Origin of the sequence: Cohnella abietis, assembly GCF_004295585.1 — a bacterium.
GTDB lineage: Bacteria > Bacillota > Bacilli > Paenibacillales > Paenibacillaceae > Cohnella > Cohnella abietis.
The window spans coordinates 6,336,680-6,354,906 of record NZ_AP019400.1 but is presented as its reverse complement, the minus strand read 5'-3'; the positions used below and the strand labels follow the sequence as shown (position 1 = coordinate 6,354,906).

Below are 18,227 nucleotides of genomic sequence, written 5' to 3'. Positions count from 1 at the left end.
CATTTGTTATAATTACAAGGTAAATTTACCTGTTTGCGGAGGCGTTGAAGGTGGAGAAATACATCAATTCATACGTCATAGTTACCGTCTTCCTCATTTTAGGTATCGCGTTTCCGATTTTTGTATTGTGGTTAGGCTCCTTGCTGCGGCCCAATAAACCGACGCAGGAAAAGCAAACCACGTATGAGAGCGGTAACGATCCGGTGGGAGACAGCCAGATCCGCTTTAACGTACGATATTATTTGTATGCGCTGATGTTCGTTGTGTTTGATGTAGAAACAGTCTTTCTTTACCCGTGGGCCGTAGCGTATAAGCAGCTAGGTCTTTTTGCTTTGGTGGAAATGTTGATCTTTGCTGGATTATTGCTAATCGGGCTTGTCTATGCCTGGAAGAAGAAGGTGCTGAAATGGAATTCGATTTAACGAAAGTGTCGCCGGAAGATCGTAAAGAAGTGGAGCGCAACGTATTCTTTGGTACAGTGGATCAATTGAAAGCCTGGGCCCGAAGTAACTCACTATGGCCAATGACCTTCGGCTTGGCATGCTGTGCAATCGAGATGATGGCTGCAGGTGGGGCTCACTACGACTTAGACCGTTTTGGGGTTATGTTCCGAACATCTCCCCGCCAATCAGATGTAATGATCGTTTCAGGCACGGTGACGAAGAAAATGGGGCCACTGCTAAAGCGACTGTACGACCAGATGCCGGAACCAAAATGGGTTATCGCCATGGGATCGTGCGCAACAGCTGGTGGTCCTTATGTTAAATCTTATTCTGTTATTAAAGGCGTCGATCAGATTGTTCCTGTCGATGTGTATATCCCGGGCTGCCCGCCCAATCCTGCAGCTCTAATCTATGGAATTAACAAGCTTCAAGCGAAAATTCGTTATGAAGCCAAGACAGGGAAGCAGGTGACCGGCTGATGAGCGAGGAAAATAATCGCGAGCCGGAAGAGGTCCCAACTGCGGCCAGCTCCCCAGAACCGGACGGGGAAAAGAAAGCCGAAGAGGTGGTTACACAGCCTCCACCAGCGGAGGAGGCTACCGCCCCACCAGCTCGTCGAGTAGAGACTGATGAAGAGAAGGCTGCTCGCCGCAAAGCTACCCTAGAAGCACGTGAGGCTGCTAAGGTTGCAGCAGCTCAAGCTGCCGCTCAAGCCGCTCAGGCGGGTACCGACGGGCGCGTAGCAAGCAAGACTGCAGCAGAGGGAGAGGGTAATCAGGAGGAGCAACCTGTAAAGCCCCCATCTCATAATCAACCGCTACTTGACCGAGTAGTTGCTCTCCTAAGAGAAAGCTTATCGGAAGAAGCTGTTGAGGAAGCTTATATTAATGAGCCTAACGACCATCTTCCAACTATAGTGCTGAAAAACGAATATTGGCTAGACGCTGCGCATTTATTCCGTAACCACGTTGAATTAAGCTGCAATTATTTACGTAATGTATCTGGCGTAGATTATGAAACGCACCTGGAAGTCGTTTATTATCCACTCAACATGGATAATCGGAGTGGGTACTGTATCAAAGTTCGTACTAATCGTGATCAGCCTTCAATCCCATCGGTTACGCCGATATGGGAGACGGCCAACTGGAACGAACGAGAAATCTATGATTTGCTCGGCGTGGATTTTCCAGGGCATCCAGACCTTAGACGTATTATGATGCCCGACGATTGGATCGGTCATCCGCTTCGCAAAGACTACGTTCCGCTTGACCCGGAGGTGTAAGCACGCGTGATTCGTACAGAAGAGCTGCTGCTCAACGTTGGTCCACAGCATCCAAGCACACACGGAGTATTTCGGATTATTGTCAAATTGGACGGGGAAGTCATTACTGAAGCTACTCCTGTTATGGGGTACTTGCATCGAGGTACGGAGAAGCTCGCGGAAAACTTGAATTTCACGCAAATCATCCCGTATACCGATCGTATGGATTATGTATCTGCTATGACTAACAATTACGTTCTCTGCCATGCGGTGGAGAAAATGATGGGGCTAGAAATTCCTGAGCGTGCGGAATTTATGCGCCTTATTGTTATGGAGATGCAACGGGTTGCCAGTCATTTGGTTTGGTGGGGAACATATTTGCTAGACATTGGAGCGATGAGTCCTTTTCTATACGCATTCAGCGATAGAGAAAGAATTTTACAGTTATTCAATGAGCTGTGCGGCGCTAGACTCACTTATAACTATATGAGAGTCGGTGGAGTGAAGTGGGACGCTCCAGAAGGTTGGATCGCTAAAGTAAAAATCCTGGTCAAAGATATGTACAACCGACTCGACGAGTATCATAATCTAGTAAGCGGCAATGAAATATTTCTTTCCCGAATTAAAGGCATCGGACAATATGATGCGAAGACAGCAATCGATTATGGTTTGTCTGGAGCCAATCTACGTTGTACGGGTGTGAAATGGGATTTGCGTAAAGCTGAACCATACAGCCTGTACGATCGTTTTGACTTTGACGTTCCGGTCGGGAAAAACGGAGATTGCTTCGATCGATATGAGGTTCGAATGGAAGAAATCGTTCAGAGCTTACGAATTCTTGAGCAAGCAATAGAGCAATTTCCCGGGGAAGGCGATACGATGGGGAAGGTACCTCGCGTCATCCGGCCACCAGCAGGAGAAATCTATGTAAGAATTGAGTCACCGCGTGGGGAAATTGGTTGTCATATTGTTTCTAAGGGAAAAGCAGAGCCCTTCCGCTTGAAATTCAGACGGCCATCTTTCGTTAATCTTCAAATCTTGCCCAAGCTACTCGTAGGAGAAAGCATGACAAACCTGGTTACGATTCTAGGTGGAATCGATATCGTGCTCGGGGAGGTAGACTGCTAATGCAGCACTTCTGGGATCAGCCCCTCAGCTGGGGGACGGCGGGTATCTTCGTAGCTGCGGCGATCGGAGTGCTCGCATTCGTTATCTTTTTCGTTACGTATGCGATTTACTTCGAACGCAAATTCATTGGCTGGATGCAATACCGCCAAGGACCTAACCGCACAGGCCCGTTGGGCTTGCTGCAATCCGTTGCGGATGTTGCTAAGCTGCTGTTCAAAGAGGACACGATTCCGAAGAAAGCAGACAGGGGCTTATTCATCCTTGCTCCAGTCTTAGCATTTGTACCCTCGTTTGCTGTTCTCGCTTTTATTCCTTATGGGTTAGACTTACAGTTCGCGGACTTAAATGTTGGCTTTCTTTATTACATCGCACTTTCTGGAATAACGACAATTGCTATTGTAGTTGCAGGATGGGCATCGAATAATAAGTATTCCTTACTGGGCGGAATGCGTTCTGCGGCGCAGATGATCAGCTATGAGGTTCCGCTGGTCATGTCAGTCGTTGGCGTTGTAATGATGTCCGGGAGCTTAAATCTTAGGGATATAGTAATTTCACAGAGCGGATACTTCTGGCATTGGAACTTCATACCCCAAATCCTTGGCTTTGGGATCTTCTTAATTGCTGCAGTGTCGGAGCTTAATCGCACACCGTTTGACTTGCCGGAGGCTGAGTCGGAACTAGTTGCGGGTTATCATGTCGAATACAGCGGCTTCCGGTTCGCATTTTTCATGCTGACGGAGTACATTTACGTGTACGCTATTGCTTGTCTTACAACAATACTGTTTCTTGGCGGTTGGAATCCACCTATTCCGCAGCTTGATTTTGTACCAGGGATCATATGGTTCTTCTTGAAATTTGCAATTATTGTGTTTAGCTTGTTCTGGATTCGAGCGACCTTCCCACGTCTTCGCGTCGATCAATTGATGGGACTGGCATGGAAAGTATTACTGCCACTGGCTATACTTAATATTTTCTTAACGGCTTTAGGCATAGAACTGATCGGATAGGGGGGCTGACGCCATGAAAGGAATGCTCAAAGGGCTCGGCGTAACACTGAAAACGATGGGTACCAAGAAGGTGACGCTGAAATATCCCGACGTTCCGATCCAAATGCCGGACCGTTTTCGGGGGATTCAGTATTTCGAGCCGGACAAATGTATCGTCTGCAACCAATGTGCGCGAATATGCCCGACAGATTGTATCACACTGACAGGTAAAGCCAATCCGGATCCGGAGAAGAAGGGCAAGGTCATTGATACATTCGATATTAATTTCGAGATTTGTATCCTATGCGATTTGTGTACGGAGGTTTGTCCTACGGAAGCTATCGTTATGACTAACAACTTCGAGCTCGCTGTTCTAAGCCGCGACGATCTCTACAAGGACAAAGAATGGCTTTATGAGAACAACAAGAACATTCGTGAAGATAACAATAACATTGGCTCTCCGAAGGGAGGCGCTAAATAAAAGGTGTTAAACTTTAATGTTGATTTTACAGGCGAGTTCGTGGCTTTCTTTTTATTGGCCGTTTGCGCAATTGTAGGGGCTGTAATGGCTATTAATTTTACTAAAGTTGTCCATACGGCTCTTTCATTAGCATTTACTTTTATTGCGATAGCAGGACTTTATATTCTTCTAGAGGCAGAGTTTCTCGCATTCGTGCAAGTGCTCCTGTATGTGGGGGCCATTACGATTCTTATGATTTTTGGCATAATGATGACTAAGCATGACAGTGAAGGTCTCGAGCCGCGACGGCCTTTATTAGAAACACTGGCTGCTATCGGTTGTCTCTGTCTGTTTGGTATTATTTTCTACGGCATTAGAAATGCGAATTTCCCAGCAGAATCTGCTCCTTTCACGGATGATAATACTCGTGAGATTGGGATGCAGCTTTTCACACAATATGCGATTCCTTTTGAACTGGTTTCAGTACTGCTAACGGTTGCATTCATTGGTGCGGTTGCCCTAGCGAAAAGAGAGGAGGAGGACCCGCAATGAGTATGCTGTCCTCTTACTTAACACTTGCAGCCGTATTATTCTGCATTGGACTTTATGGTGTTCTGACGAAGCGAAATGCGATAGTCGTCCTATTATCGATCGAGCTTATGCTCAATGCGGCTAACCTCAACTTGATCGCCTTTTCCAAATACGGGGTCAATCCTTCACTTTCAGGGCAAATCTTCTCCTTGTTCACAATAGCAGTCGCTGCGGCTGAAGCGGCAGTTGGCATAGCGGTCTTGATTGTGTTTTATCGTAGCCGCGCAACGGTGAACGTGGACGAATTCGACGAGTTGAGGGGGTAAACTTCTATGAGCACCTTCTTTGCCGAGCATGCTTGGCTCGTTCCGGTGTTTCCGCTTGCTGCTTTTGCAGTACTAACAGCGATGGGCAAAGGCTTGAAGAAGACCGGAGCCTGGATCGGAACAGGGGCAACATTCATTTCCTTAGTATTATCCATCTGCATTGCTATCGAACGACTATCGAGCAATGCGCCGGATTATAGTAAGCAGATTGATTGGTTACATATCGGAAATCTAAAGCTGGGAGCAGGCTTCGAGGTTACGAATGTGACAGCGCTAATGCTTGTTATCGTTACACTGGTTGGGTTTCTAGTCAATTTATACTCGCAGGGATATATGAAGAATGATGAGCGGATATCGACCTTTTTCGCTTATGTGGCGTTGTTTACAAGCTCAATGCTTGGATTAGTGCTATCCGACAATCTGCTCACGTTCTATATGTTCTGGGAGCTGGTGGGGGTATGCTCCTTCCTGCTTGTCGGTTTCTGGTACCAGAAGCCTGCGGCAAAGGCAGCTGCTAAGAAGGCTTTCATTGTAACGCGTATTGGGGATTTGGGACTATTAATTGCCATCCTTCTGTTATTCTGGTACATGCCAGGTCACGCGCTAGACTTCACGACTATTCATAATGTGTTTGATACACAGACTGGCACAATAGCAACTGGTATTACGACTCTTATCGCTCTTCTTATTTTCTTAGGGGCAATAGGTAAATCGGGTCAGTTTCCGTTGCATGTCTGGCTACCTGATGCCATGGAGGGTCCTACACCTATCAGTGCATTGATTCATGCGGCGACAATGGTTGCAGCTGGAGTATTCCTCGTTGTGCGGACATTTGATATTTTCCATGCTTCTGAGGTTGCTATGAACACAGTCGCAATTGTAGGTGCCTTTACGGCAATATTTGCGGCAACAATAGGACTCGTACAAAACGACATTAAGAGAATTCTTGCCTACTCAACCGTAAGTCAATTGGGTTACATGATGTTAGCCCTAGGTGTTGGTTCTGTAACAGGTGCTATGTTTCATCTGCTTACTCATGCCTTCTTCAAAGCATTGCTCTTCTTAGGAGCAGGAAGTGTAATTCATAGTGTACATACACAGGATATTCGCGAAATGGGCGGATTGGGCAGCAAAATGAAAATCACAGCGTGGACGTTCGGAATTGGTGCTTTGGCGCTTTCGGGAATTCCACCGTTCTCAGGCTTCTGGTCTAAGGATGCTATCCTAACTGCCGCCTTCGATAAACAACCTATTCTATTCATTGTAGGTGTGGTTGCGGCCTTTTTCACTGCTCTATACATGGCGAGACTGTTCTTCCTTGTATTCTTAGGCAAGCCACGTGAAGGTCAGCAAGCTAAGGAGTCATCATCGGTCATGACGATTCCGTTAATTGTCTTGGCAGTTTTGGCAGTGGTTGCGGGATTCATAGAAACTCCATTCAACGGCTGGTTCGGTCACTGGTTATTAGGGGGTAAGGAGGAGCATTCTGTCAGCGGCGTGGTGATGGTCATATCCTCAGCTGTCGGCTTGCTTGGGCTTTATATTGGCTGGCTCACGTATATAAAAGGAACGATTCGTCGAGACAGTGTTTCGTCAAGATTCCCAGGGCTAGTTACTTTACTTGAACGTAAATATTATATCGATGAGCTCTATCATTTCGTATTCGTTAAACCGTTGCAGGGGCTTGGCAAAGCTTTAGAGTTTTTCGACGAATATATTGTTGATGGTGCTGTGCGGTTGTCGGGCTATTCAGTCTCGGCGCTTGGTCGACTTAACACTAGGCTGCAAAATGGGCAGGTTCAAGCTTACGCACTCACGGCACTCATCGGTCTTGTCATTGTGCTTCTTGCGATCGCCGGAAGGAGGTTCTGGTAATGCTGGAGAACCTACCGGTATTGTCCCTTATCGTACTTATACCGCTTATCGGCGCACTTATTGTCCTACTTTTACCAAGCTCTCGCACAAACTGGCTCCGTATAACGGCAATCCTATTTACATTGATTCCTCTTGCTCTAGTTTTGTGGCTATTTATCTCGTATGAGCCTTCAGTGGGCGGTGGCATCTATACAGAGCAATCCACATGGCTAGCTATCCCATTGAACAAAGAAGGATTTAATCATGAAGTAGTTGCTTCCCTAAAGCTCGGATTTGATTATCACTTAGCCGTAGATGGAATATCATTGCCACTGCTGTTTCTAACGGGTATTGTGTCCACCATGGCAGTACTGGCCTCTGTACATGTTCGTAAGCGGTGGAAAACGTACTACTTTTTGTTTCTCTTGTTATTGACGGGAATATACGGTGTGTTTCTAGCTCGCGACCTCATTCTGTTTTTTATCTTTTTCGAGGTTACGCTTATTCCGATGTTTTTCTTAATTGGCATTTGGGGGTACTTTGGACGGGAAAAAGCAGCAACTCGTTTTCTTATCTACAACGGGCTCGGATCTGCCGCTATGCTGTTGTCCTTCCTCATCCTCATTTCTTCGCTAGGATTTAGTGCAGTTGAAGGGACTAATGGTTATAGCCTGCTGTTTAGCGGTAATTACGATGTCCTACTCAGTAACCTGTCAGGTCAAAGCGCCAATATGGATATTGCTAGTCAATTAGGGATTTTGCTTTCGGATAATATGAAGTGGGCGGCTTTCATCCTTCTGCTTGTTGCTTTTGGCATTAAGGTTCCTATTTTCCCATTCCATACTTGGATGTTACGGGTGCATACGGAAGCTCCGCCAGCTATCGTTATGATCCATTCCGGTATTTTGTTGAAAATGGGTGTGTATGGTCTCATTAGATTTGCCGTATTTTTATTCCCTGAGCAGCTGCAATCGTGGTCATCTGTGCTCGCAGTACTAGGGGTAATTAATATTTTGTACGGGGCGATTCTTGCTTGTGTGCAAAAAGAGTTCAAGCTCGTTCTCGCATATTCGAGCATTAGCCACATGGGAATTGTGCTTCTAGGGATCGCATCGCTAGAGGAGGTTGGGTTACAAGGCGCTATCTACCAATCCGTCTCGCATGGTCTAATTTCAGCATTATTATTCCTTATCGTAGGCAGCTTGTATGAAAGAACAAACACTACACGGCTAGATGAGCTCGGCGGACTCGCTAAGGCGGTTCCTTTTATGTCGGGTATTCTTCTGTTGGCTGGCTTAGCTTCACTTGGCTTGCCGGGATTGTCAGGGTTTATAGGCGAATTTCTGTCGTTCCTTGGATTGTTCGGTTCAATGAAAATTTTAACGGCAATCGGAGTCTTAGGTATATTATTCGCGGCAATATATGTCCTGAGAAGCATACTGAACATTACGTACGGCCCGATGCCGGATAAGTTCGAGGGGATGAAGGATGCACGCTTCATCGAAGCTTTTCCGATGATTACCCTGGCATCACTTATTGTTCTGTTTGGAGTTTACCCATCCATACTAACGGATCTAATGCAGCATGGATTTACGAGCGTGCTTGAACAAATTCAAACGAGGATGGGGGGATAACATGGTTGCTTTGCCAACTTTAACGTGGAGCGATACATGGTATGTTGCCCCTGAAATCGTGTTATCTATTTCAGCCATTTTGCTAGCTCTAGTTGATCTGTTCCTCCCAAAGCGTATTAATCGCGACATAATTGGATGGCTTACGCTAGGTGGCTTGCTTATTGCCGCAGGATTTGTTGTCGCTCTTATGACTTCTTTGAGCAATGGGGCGGTGACGGATAGTGCGCCGGGAGCTTATAACCTACTTGCAGGAAGCTATCGAATAGATGACTTCGGCAATTTATTGAAATTAGTGTTCCTTGGAGCATCGGCATTTATTGTGTTTTCATCACTTGGTACAGTGAAAGACCAAGAAGTACCCATTAAGGGAGAGCTTTATTATCTGATTCTACCCGCCGTATTGGGTGCAATGGTTATGTCCTCTTCCGGAGATCTCATTACCATGTTTGTCGGACTAGAGCTACTAAGCATTACTTCTTATGTACTAGTCGCGTCTCGTAAAAGAAGCCGTCTCTCTAGCGAAGCGGCGTTTAAGTATGTCATAACTGGTGGCGTAGCTTCGGCCTTCATCCTTTATGGAATGTCCTTTCTTTACGGTGTTACCGGGGGGACTAATTTACTGCTGATTGTTCAAGGAATTGACTCTGCAATAGAGAATTATGAAGCCTTACTTTACATTAGCTTTTTCCTAATGCTAGCGGGCTTCGCCATTAAGCTTGCTTTAGCGCCTTTTCACGCATGGGCAGCGGATGTCTACCAAGGTGCTCCAACACCTGTGACATCATTTCTAGCTGTCGTTGCCAAAGGTGCGGCGTTCGCCATGCTATACCGCATATTCATGAATTCGGCTTTCTTCACATCAGGTACCGAAGGTATTATGCAAAAAGATATTTTCACGGGCATAGCCGTCATTGCTGCGGCAGCCATGATCGTGGGTACGATAGGAGCTTTAAAGCAACGGAACGTGAAGAGGCTCCTAGCCTTATCGGGAGTGGCGAACGCAGGGATACTGCTTACACCACTAGCATTACCTCTGACACAGCTTCATTTATCATTCTTTTCCGAATTTCTTTATTTCTTTATTGCCTATGCCTTTATGAACATCGGAGCATTCGCAGTGCTAACGGTAGTCTCTAGGGGCTCCGGTAATGAGACCTTGTCTAGCTTTGCTGGATTGTACCATCGAGCACCGTGGACTGCGGGAGCAATGACAGTACTACTCTGTTCACTTGCTGGATTGCCGATTACGGGAGGATTTTTCGGAAAGCTGTTCATTTTATTCGGAACGATTCAGACGCACACATACTGGCTTGGAGCTATATTGCTTATTACAACAGTGATTTCCTATGCGGTATATTTCACATTTATCCGTCAAATGTACATGAGAAGCGGAGAAAGTGATTCTGGATTAAAGCTAACTGTTCCGGCGGCCATAACCATTTGGATATGTACGATCGTAACTTTATTGTTAGGCTTCCTACCTGTTCCGATTTTAGACGGAATTAATCAAATATTCTCGATCTCGACGGATTTATTCTTAGGGAGATAGAGGGCAATGTTTCTGTGAGCAGCTTCAAGTCCATTGACTTGAGTCTGCTCTTTTTGCTAATGGTTGGCCTCCGCGTTAACTCTGTCTCACGAAGCTCGAATTAGTCGTAGCCACCGCTTAACTAACCATCTCCGCACCGAGCCATGTTCGAATAAGTCGGAGTCGCCGCATAACTAACCAAATCTGCACCCTGCAACGTTCGAATTAGTCGGAGTTGCAGCTTAACTAACCATCTCTGCATCTCGCAACGTTCGAATTAGTCGGAGTTGCCGCATAACTAACCATCTTTGCACCCAGCCATGTTCGAATTAGTCGGAGATGCCGCGTAACTAACCATCTCTGCATCTCGCAACGTTCGAATTAGTCGGAGTTGCCGCATAACTAACCATCTTTGCACCCAGCCATGTTCGAATTAGTCGGAGATGCCGCGTAACTAACCATCTCTGCCCCTTGCCATGTTCGAATAAGTCGGAGTTGCCGCATAACTAACCATCTCTGCCCATGCCATGCACGAATTAGTCGGAGATGCCGCGTAACTAACAGTCTCTACACCCTGCCATGTTCGAATTAGTAGGAGTCGCAGCTTAACTAACCATCTCTGCCCTCTGCCACGCACGAATTAGTCGGAGATGCCGCATAACTAACCAACTCAGCACCTCGCAACGTGCGAATTAGTCGGAGATGCCGCGTAACTAACCATTTCTGCACCCAGCCATGATCGAATTAGTCGGAGATGCCGCGTAACTAACAGTAGCTACACCCAGCCATGTTCGAATTAGTCGGAGATGCCGCACAATTCAGTCCAGGTGCCCGCAAGCCAATTCATTTTACTCAATAAACCAGAACGGGCAGGCTCTAAAAAACACCATAATGTGACGAAAGATGACTAATAAACCGAATTTTATGAGTTAAGCAGGGAATCGGTGTCGAAAATAGAAGGTTTATATACTATAATTTATACTTGCTGAGTTAAAGGTGTGGTTAAAATAAGTTATACCAAAGCTTTATCGACTGTATTGTGTGCAGCTACTGTGCTGCTAGCCTCTTTAGGAACGCCGGCAACTGAGTTGATAAAGCCGAATGTACCTATTACTTCTGAGGTGAGGCTTGCGCTCTATACCCAAGCTATAGAACCAGCACCAACAAGTCTGTCTGCTCTAATTGGCCCACCTGCTCCTGAATTTCTTAAGGAAATTGGTATTCCAGAAGCTTGGGCGATGATAAACAGTGATGTATTGTCTACGATTGCGATTATAGATACGGGTGTAGATTATACTAATCCGGAATTAAAACCATATTTGCTTGAAGGTAAAAATCTGATTAACGGGAATAAATCGGCGCAGGACGATAATGGTCATGGGACTGCAGTAGCAGGTGTTATAGCAGCTGTGGCGAAAGCAGGAGAAGCCTCACCCAGCCAAGGTCGCTGGAAAGGGAAAATTTTACCGATTAAAGCGTTGGATCAATTTGGGTTAGGCGATGAAGACAAGCTAACTAAAGGAATCCGTTATGCCGTGGATCAGGATGCTGACATTATCGTGTTATCGCTAGGATTAAGACGTGATGCTCCCAGCTTACGAGATGCTGTAGCTTATGCTGAGAATAAAGGGGTTCTGCTTATCGCTGCTAGTGGTAACGATGCAGCGGTGTTTGGTAATAGAGCCGCGGTCCAATACCCGGCTGCCTATCCAACTGTGCTAGCTGTTGCAGGGTCTGAAGGCACCAAGCCAACTCCTCAATCCACATCAGGCTCAGAAAATGACGTTAGTGCTTCATGGAGGATACAAACGATAGCTATAGGTGGCAGGATTATTGAAATGGAGGGCACCTCAATGGGGGCGCCTCAGGTAGCTGCTACTGCAGCTTTAGTAAAAGCTATACATACGGAATGGAGTCCTGTTGAGGTACGGGAGGTCATTAGGCGAACCGCTCTAAACAAGGGTGTGAAATCCTGGAACATAAATATAGGTTATGGCTTTCTGTCAGCGAACAAAGCTGTTCAAGCTGATTCTACAATTGATTGGCGTGGACCCAACGATAGTCGTGGTAAGGCAAGTACGTTTCCTCTAGGTAAAGAGATTATAGGGGATTGGGGAACACCAAGTGGTAAGTATTGGTACGTCGTCGAGGCTCCGTATGATGGTGTTTTTAGTATATCGGGCAACCCATCCAGACTATCTCTATATAGCGCAGACAAAATAATTGAACCGAAATCAGGTCCGATTATTACTAAAGGTGTTATTAAGCAATGGGAAGTAAAGAAGGGGCGTTACTGGTTGCTAGCCCAACCTCCTGAAGAAGGAATAGGGGACACAGGTAGTTATCGACTGGTTTCACAGTTTGTTATGAGCCCTGATTCTAAGGAGCCGAACGATAGCGCTGCATCTGCATTTACGCTACCTCCCCGGAGCCAGCAATGGACGGGAAACTTTCACAAACGTGGTGATGTGGATTGGGTGTCGGTTACGCTACCTAAACCAGGAATTCTTAAATTGAAGGTTTCAACTGATACGACTAGAATCGATCCTGAGCTGTGGGTGCAAGCGGCGGGTGGTACGGCGACAATCATTGATGAGCATGGTGATGGCGGAACTGAGCAGTGGGTTCTGAAGCAAGCGAAGGCCGGTAAATATTATTTTAGAATTTCCAATGCGGTATCCGCGAACCCTGAGCCAGTAATCGGGACATATACCGTCAATATGGAATATATTACCGAAAAGGAAGATCTGTTCGAGCCTAATGATAGTCCGTTAACGGCAACTCCGCTTTTGCCCGATAAAGCTTATAACGCATTAATAAATACGGATAAAGATCAGGACTGGTACCGGATTGTTCTCACCAAGAAACAGATTGTAAGGCTTTCGATTGATCCAATACCTAAAGACATGGCAATAAACGTTGAATTGCGTAATAAAAAGCTGCAAACCCTAGACAAATGGAACAATAAAGAAGGACAGAAAACACTACTGGGTGAAAAAGTGTTGTTGCCAGGTACGTATTATGTGAAAGTAACGGGCGCTCCGTACGACCGAAATCATTTTTACGGGCTCAAAGTTAAGCTGTTGGAAGTGTAAAGCGGGAGGATGTTAGATTTGGGTGACGACACGGGGTTGTTTGCTTTAACTGGATGGAATGGTTTGTTTTCGATTTTCGTTACGTTAGGTTGTGTAGTGGTCGCTTGGATTGTATTGCAAGAGGTCAATTTTGATAAAATATTACGACAGCCAAGAAGCCCGAGAGCTCGGCTACTTCAGTTAATTATAGCGATTGTTCTTGGACATTTAACCGCACGTTTCGTTCTAGATTACTGGACTTGGGTCGGTATGTTAAAATGGTTATTCAGTAACGGGTGATGAAAATTTATTATAAAGATGCGACGGAATGATCACATTGGGTAATAATATTCAAAGCCGAGTAATCAAACACTAATATGGCGAAACAAGTCGAAAAGAAGGTTATACCCCAGAAAATGCCGCTTGTGCCAATGATGACTGTAGTGGTATGATAAAATTTGGGTTTTTCGGGGGATGGTACGTTGCCATTACCTTCGGAATGAATCTATAACGCGCGGAGGGAACCACCCATGAGCAAAATCATCGTCCGCGGCGGACGTACCCTATCGGGAACAGTTCGCGTGCATGGCGCTAAAAATTCTGTCCTTCCGATCCTCGCCGCTGCTTTGTTAGCGGAAGAAGGATCCAGTGTCATTCATGATGTTCCAGCTCTGGATGATGTTAAGAACATACTGCAAGTGCTCGCGGCTTTGGGGGTTTACGCGCAGCAAAGTGACGGAAGTGTCCGGTTACAAGCTGAAACGCTAACTTCATGCGAAGCACCTTATGAGTTGGTAAGGAAGATGCGGGCATCGTTCTTGGTAATGGGACCGTTGTTGGCTCGTCTTGGCAAGGTTAGAATTTCTCTTCCAGGCGGCTGTGCAATTGGAACACGTCCTATTGACCAGCATTTAAAAGGGTTTGAAGCAATGGGAGCGGAGATTGGATTCGGTCAAGGCACCATTGAAGCAAGCGTAGTGGGTAAGCTACGTGGGGCAAGAATTTATTTGGACATTGCAAGTGTTGGCGCAACTGAGAATATTATGATGGCAGCTACAACTGCAACAGGTACAACAATAATTGAAAATGCAGCTAAAGAACCGGAAATCGTTGATCTTGCTAATTTCCTTAATGCAATGGGAGCCAAAGTCCGCGGTGCGGGGACTGGTATCATTCGCATCGAGGGTGTAGAGCAGCTGCGGGGTGTAGAGCATCATGTTATCCCCGACCGGGTTGAAGCGGGAACCTATATGATTGCGGCAGCCATTACTGGCGGAGATGTGTATGTCGAAGGAGCTATTCGTGACCATCTTGGGCCAATCGTTGCCAAGCTGGAGGAGATGGGTGTTGTCGTTGATTGTGACGAGAACGGCATTCGCGTAAAAGCTATTCAACCTCTTCGTGCTGTAGATGTCAAAACATTACCGTATCCTGGATTTCCTACAGATATGCAGGCTCAGATGATGACTCTTCTGCTCGTTGCTGAAGGAACAAGCATTGTTACCGAAACAGTGTTTGAGAATCGTTTCATGCATGTTGAAGAATTAATAAAAATGGGCGCTGAGATCAAGGTGGATGGACGAACGGCCATCGTGACTGGCGGAACCAAGCTATCTGGAGCTAGCGTATGTGCCACTGATTTAAGAGCAGGAGCTGCACTCATATGCGCCGCCTTAGTTGCGGATGGAAGTACGGAAGTGAGTGGCATTCATCACATTGAACGTGGTTACATGAACATTGTGAATAAGCTGGTCGCTCTTGGTGCGGATGTCTACCGTGCACCTTCACCAGAAGATGTACTGGAGGAATCTGAGAAAGCTTCCTTACAGCCAGAAAATCTCTTGAAGCAGATGGAACAACGCGCAGCAGCAACTTCGGAGGTTGTTATTCCTCGCAATATTCAGCCGACTCTTGCTTGATTACACGTTTGCTGAATGCTAGGAATTTACCAGCTTCTGTATCATAAAGTACTAAAGCTTGCTGTTGATCATAATGATGCCGTTTGTTCTTATACTTAGCTATTATTGAATGATACCTGTCCCTAAGCCTCCAAGGCTTGGGGATTTTTGTCTACAAATACTCTATTACTTCCCTCTCTCACTCCCACCATACCTAATCCATAATCCCATTATACCAAACGTATGTTCTATTGTTCTACCTTTTCTAACTCTCGCATATTTTGAAAGCATCGGCTGGTAAGAGTAGTGCATGCTAGGCATTTAGGAGCTTACCTCCGAAATTGGTGTAGATGAGGTGGGCCATGAAGCAGAGACGGAAGGGCGGCGAATGGCCAGCTTCGCGAAACAGATTGATAGCTGATAGGAAAGGAAATGTTATTAAGGCCGCCAAGGAGACAGGTGGGTTAAACCTTTGGTATCCATTCACCTTTGGAGTCATTGCAGCGTGTCTTATATGGCTTATAGTCCATGGTGGAAGCTTGGGCAATGATTCGATAGAGCCGACAAGCATTGGTCATAAACAATTTAATCAGCTCTATCAGTTTGATGGGAATGTGGATATGACGAACGAGGGGAACGCATTAAAGACGATGCAAGGGGGCTCTTCGACAAACATAATTGAACCATTGATAGAAACTGATGGAGATAGCTCTAACAGCGCTTTGAATTCCGACATAGTAAATAATCAACAACCTACCGTTCGAGTGTATCTCACTAGATCTGGTACGATCGAGAAGGTGCCCCTTGAGGTATATGTTAAGGGTGTTGTAGCTGCGGAGATGCCATTGGACTTCCAACCTGCGGCACTTGAGGCTCAGGCGTTAGCAGCCAGGACGTATATCATTAGGCGATTATGGCTGAATGATAGATCGGGTGTCACTGTCAAGGAAGCTGATGTAATGGATACAGAAGTAAATCAAGTATATCGATCACTCTCCGAAATGGAGCAGCTGCGGATTGATAATGAGGTAGGCTGGCAGAAGGTGGACAAGGCAGTCTCTAGAACAGCAGGCCAAGTTATCGTTTATGAGGATCAGCCGATAGAGGCACTATTTTTCTCCACTAGTAACGGCTATACCGAAAACTCCGAAGAAGTATTTGCAGCTGCGCGTCCCTATCTACGTTCTGTTGCAAGCCCATGGGATAAAGAGGGCTCTCCTAGAGCTCAAGAAACGGTAGAGATAAGCTTAAAGGACTTTTATGATAAATTGGACTTGAAATCTATTACGGCCAGCTCAAGCCTATCGGCAAAGAAGTCTATCCGCATTATAGAATGGACGAAAGGGCGAAGAGTGAAGCAAATGTTAGTAGGAAACAAGAAGTTCACAGGGGAAGAAATACGTCATAGATTAGGGTTGAGGTCAGCTGCATTTGATATGGACATCAGTAAAGGAAAGATTATACTTACCACTTATGGAAGTGGGCACGGTGTGGGAATGAGCCAATGGGGTGCGGAAGAAATGGCTAAAAGTGGGAAAACAGCTCGTCAAATTGTTGAACACTACTATTCTGGAATACGCCTGGAGGAAGTTTCGAAGCTTGTGAAAAGCTCTGAATAACACCTATAAAGAGGCTATCACTATAAAAATTGTAATCTTTCATCGTAAACAGGTATAAAACTCTCTCACCTGGTAACAATGGCTTACTGAGGTGATGATAATAATGAATGATGGAAACAACAAAACACCAAGAAAAATCGAAGAGTCTCACAAGTCAGTTGCGGGATCGTCTCCCGCTGTCAGGCCTACCGGATGGAAAAAGTTTCTTTCCAAGCGCTGGGTATTCCCTGCAGCTTACATGGCCGCGGCAGCAATTATCGTAACGATTCTCTGGCTGAATTCGGGAACGGGTCAGAAAGATCCGCAGCAAGCCGTTCCTGGTCTGACGGGTGTCGAAAGCGAAACAGCAGTAAACGGGAAAACATCCCCGGAAGCCTCTGCAGTAATTGCTAACGGAGAAGCTGTTCGTTGGCCGGTAGACAAGATTGAGGATATGACTCCAATCGTGCCGTTCTATGATGAAACGGCGTCCTTGGAACAGCGTGAAGCTGCTACTGTCGAGTTCGAGAACACGTTCAAACCGCACATGGCTACCGACTTGGCTCGTAAAGATTCAAAATCGTTCGATGTACTAGCTGCTTTAAGCGGTAAAGTGAAGGTTGCCAGCCAAACGCCTACAAATGGGTATGAAGTGCAGATTGAGCACTCGAACGGTTTGGTTACTGTCTACCAAAGCTTAACTGACTTGAAGGTCCAGGTTGGTGACGAGGTTAAGCAAGGCGCTAAAATCGCAACTGCTGGACAAAGTGAGTTAGAGCCACAAGAAGGCGTACATGTACACTTCGAGATTCTTAAAAATGGGACATCAGTTAATCCTGCTGGGCTGATTAAATCGGCGAAGTAAGAGGCTGAAAGAATATAGGGTGATTTTATTGCAGACGATGCAGTAGAATCACCCTATTTCTTTTGCATACATGAGCCAAGTGGAGGGAAGTACCTGTCCCAAAGGCGGAAGGAGAATTCCTTCTCGTCTTTTTTATTAGGGCTAAAGATGCACGTGGAATGCTGTTAGTCCTATAAAAAGCGTCATAAAATGGACTTTCCTAGCTTGTCAGGCTTGGCAACCTAGAATAAGTGACCGCGCCCCTCATATACTGTACCAATCTATTTCAGCAGGGAGGCGGGAGCGTGCACGATTACATTAAGGAACGCACGATCAAGATTGGCCGAAGCATTGTGGAGACGCGCAATACGGTGCGTACGATAGCCAAAGAATTCGGCGTCTCCAAAAGCACGGTGCATAAAGACCTGACTGAGCGTCTACCGGAAATAAATCCGGACTTAGCAGACCAGGTTAAGCACATTCTTGAATATCATAAGTCAATCCGGCACCTAAGGGGGGGAGAAGCGACCAAAATCAAGTATAAGAAGACAACGATTAAAAAACGGGAAGTTATGACAGTGGGTAAGGCATAATTTTACTAATAATGTCGAGAAAAAAAGAAGGATTTGCAGCAGAAGCGGCGAATATTATACTATTACAAT

Annotated in this window: 17 protein-coding genes; all 17 read left to right on the top strand. The window is 45.9% G+C overall.

The window, feature by feature from the left end:
• Positions 1–50: 50 nt before the first annotated feature.
• The 17 genes from KCTCHS21_RS27850 to spoIIID all read left to right on the top strand — a co-directional run bounded on the left by KCTCHS21_RS27850 (position 51) and on the right by spoIIID (position 18,158).
• Positions 51–422, top strand: a complete 372-nt coding sequence (locus KCTCHS21_RS27850; RefSeq protein WP_130615527.1) for an NADH-quinone oxidoreductase subunit A — start codon at positions 51–53, stop codon at positions 420–422.
• On the top strand, positions 407–922 hold the full coding sequence (locus tag KCTCHS21_RS27845; protein ID WP_130615522.1) for a NuoB/complex I 20 kDa subunit family protein: 516 nt from the start codon (positions 407–409) through the stop codon (positions 920–922). Before KCTCHS21_RS27850 ends, KCTCHS21_RS27845 begins: the two co-directional genes overlap by 16 nt.
• The gene (locus KCTCHS21_RS27840) at positions 922–1,725 is read left to right on the top strand and encodes an NADH-quinone oxidoreductase subunit C (RefSeq protein ID WP_130615520.1); all 804 of its coding nucleotides are present in this window, start codon (positions 922–924) and stop codon (positions 1,723–1,725) included. Before KCTCHS21_RS27845 ends, KCTCHS21_RS27840 begins: the two co-directional genes overlap by 1 nt.
• Positions 1,726–1,731: 6 nt before the next feature.
• Positions 1,732–2,832, top strand: a complete 1,101-nt coding sequence (locus KCTCHS21_RS27835) for an NADH-quinone oxidoreductase subunit D (RefSeq protein WP_130615518.1) — start codon at positions 1,732–1,734, stop codon at positions 2,830–2,832.
• Positions 2,832–3,839, top strand: a complete 1,008-nt coding sequence (nuoH, locus tag KCTCHS21_RS27830; protein WP_130615516.1) for an NADH-quinone oxidoreductase subunit NuoH — start codon at positions 2,832–2,834, stop codon at positions 3,837–3,839. The genes KCTCHS21_RS27835 and nuoH overlap by 1 nt, the downstream gene beginning before the upstream one ends.
• 13 nt (positions 3,840–3,852) lie before the next feature.
• Positions 3,853–4,299, top strand: a complete 447-nt coding sequence (gene nuoI / locus KCTCHS21_RS27825; protein ID WP_130615514.1) for an NADH-quinone oxidoreductase subunit NuoI — start codon at positions 3,853–3,855, stop codon at positions 4,297–4,299.
• A 3-nt stretch (positions 4,300–4,302) separates the two neighbouring features.
• A complete protein-coding gene (locus KCTCHS21_RS27820; protein WP_130615512.1) occupies positions 4,303–4,830 on the top strand; it encodes an NADH-quinone oxidoreductase subunit J in 528 nt (175 codons plus the stop codon).
• 2 nt (positions 4,831–4,832) lie between these two features.
• The gene (gene nuoK, locus KCTCHS21_RS27815) at positions 4,833–5,135 is read left to right on the top strand and encodes an NADH-quinone oxidoreductase subunit NuoK (protein ID WP_408621825.1); all 303 of its coding nucleotides are present in this window, start codon (positions 4,833–4,835) and stop codon (positions 5,133–5,135) included.
• Positions 5,136–5,141: 6 nt separating this feature from the next.
• Positions 5,142–7,010: an NADH-quinone oxidoreductase subunit L gene (gene nuoL / locus KCTCHS21_RS27810; RefSeq protein ID WP_130615507.1), complete on the top strand. Its 1,869-nt coding sequence runs from the start codon at positions 5,142–5,144 to the stop codon at positions 7,008–7,010.
• A complete protein-coding gene (locus KCTCHS21_RS27805) occupies positions 7,010–8,623 on the top strand; it encodes a complex I subunit 4 family protein (protein ID WP_130615505.1) in 1,614 nt (537 codons plus the stop codon). The genes nuoL and KCTCHS21_RS27805 overlap by 1 nt, the downstream gene beginning before the upstream one ends.
• Before the next feature lies 1 nt (position 8,624).
• A complete protein-coding gene (locus KCTCHS21_RS27800) occupies positions 8,625–10,172 on the top strand; it encodes an NADH-quinone oxidoreductase subunit N (protein WP_130616739.1) in 1,548 nt (515 codons plus the stop codon).
• A 977-nt stretch (positions 10,173–11,149) separates the two neighbouring features.
• Complete coding sequence (locus tag KCTCHS21_RS27795; protein WP_130615503.1) at positions 11,150–13,246, top strand: S8 family serine peptidase; 2,097 nt, start codon at positions 11,150–11,152, stop codon at positions 13,244–13,246.
• Between the two features lie 18 nt (positions 13,247–13,264).
• A complete protein-coding gene (locus KCTCHS21_RS27790) occupies positions 13,265–13,525 on the top strand; it encodes a DUF1146 domain-containing protein (protein ID WP_232057991.1) in 261 nt (86 codons plus the stop codon).
• Positions 13,526–13,755: 230 nt separating this feature from the next.
• Positions 13,756–15,144, top strand: coding sequence for a UDP-N-acetylglucosamine 1-carboxyvinyltransferase (gene murA, locus KCTCHS21_RS27785; RefSeq protein WP_130615499.1), 1,389 nt, complete (start codon positions 13,756–13,758; stop codon positions 15,142–15,144).
• Between the two features lie 341 nt (positions 15,145–15,485).
• The gene (gene spoIID, locus KCTCHS21_RS27780) at positions 15,486–16,742 is read left to right on the top strand and encodes a stage II sporulation protein D (protein ID WP_232057990.1); all 1,257 of its coding nucleotides are present in this window, start codon (positions 15,486–15,488) and stop codon (positions 16,740–16,742) included.
• A gap of 103 nt (positions 16,743–16,845) precedes the next feature.
• Positions 16,846–17,586 (top strand): M23 family metallopeptidase, encoded by a 741-nt coding sequence (locus tag KCTCHS21_RS27775; protein WP_130615497.1) that lies wholly within the window; start codon positions 16,846–16,848, stop codon positions 17,584–17,586.
• 284 nt (positions 17,587–17,870) lie between these two features.
• Positions 17,871–18,158 carry a sporulation transcriptional regulator SpoIIID gene (gene spoIIID, locus KCTCHS21_RS27770; protein WP_115993949.1) on the top strand — a complete coding sequence of 96 codons (288 nt, stop codon included), beginning with the start codon at positions 17,871–17,873 and terminating at the stop codon, positions 18,156–18,158.
• Positions 18,159–18,227: the final 69 nt, after the last annotated feature.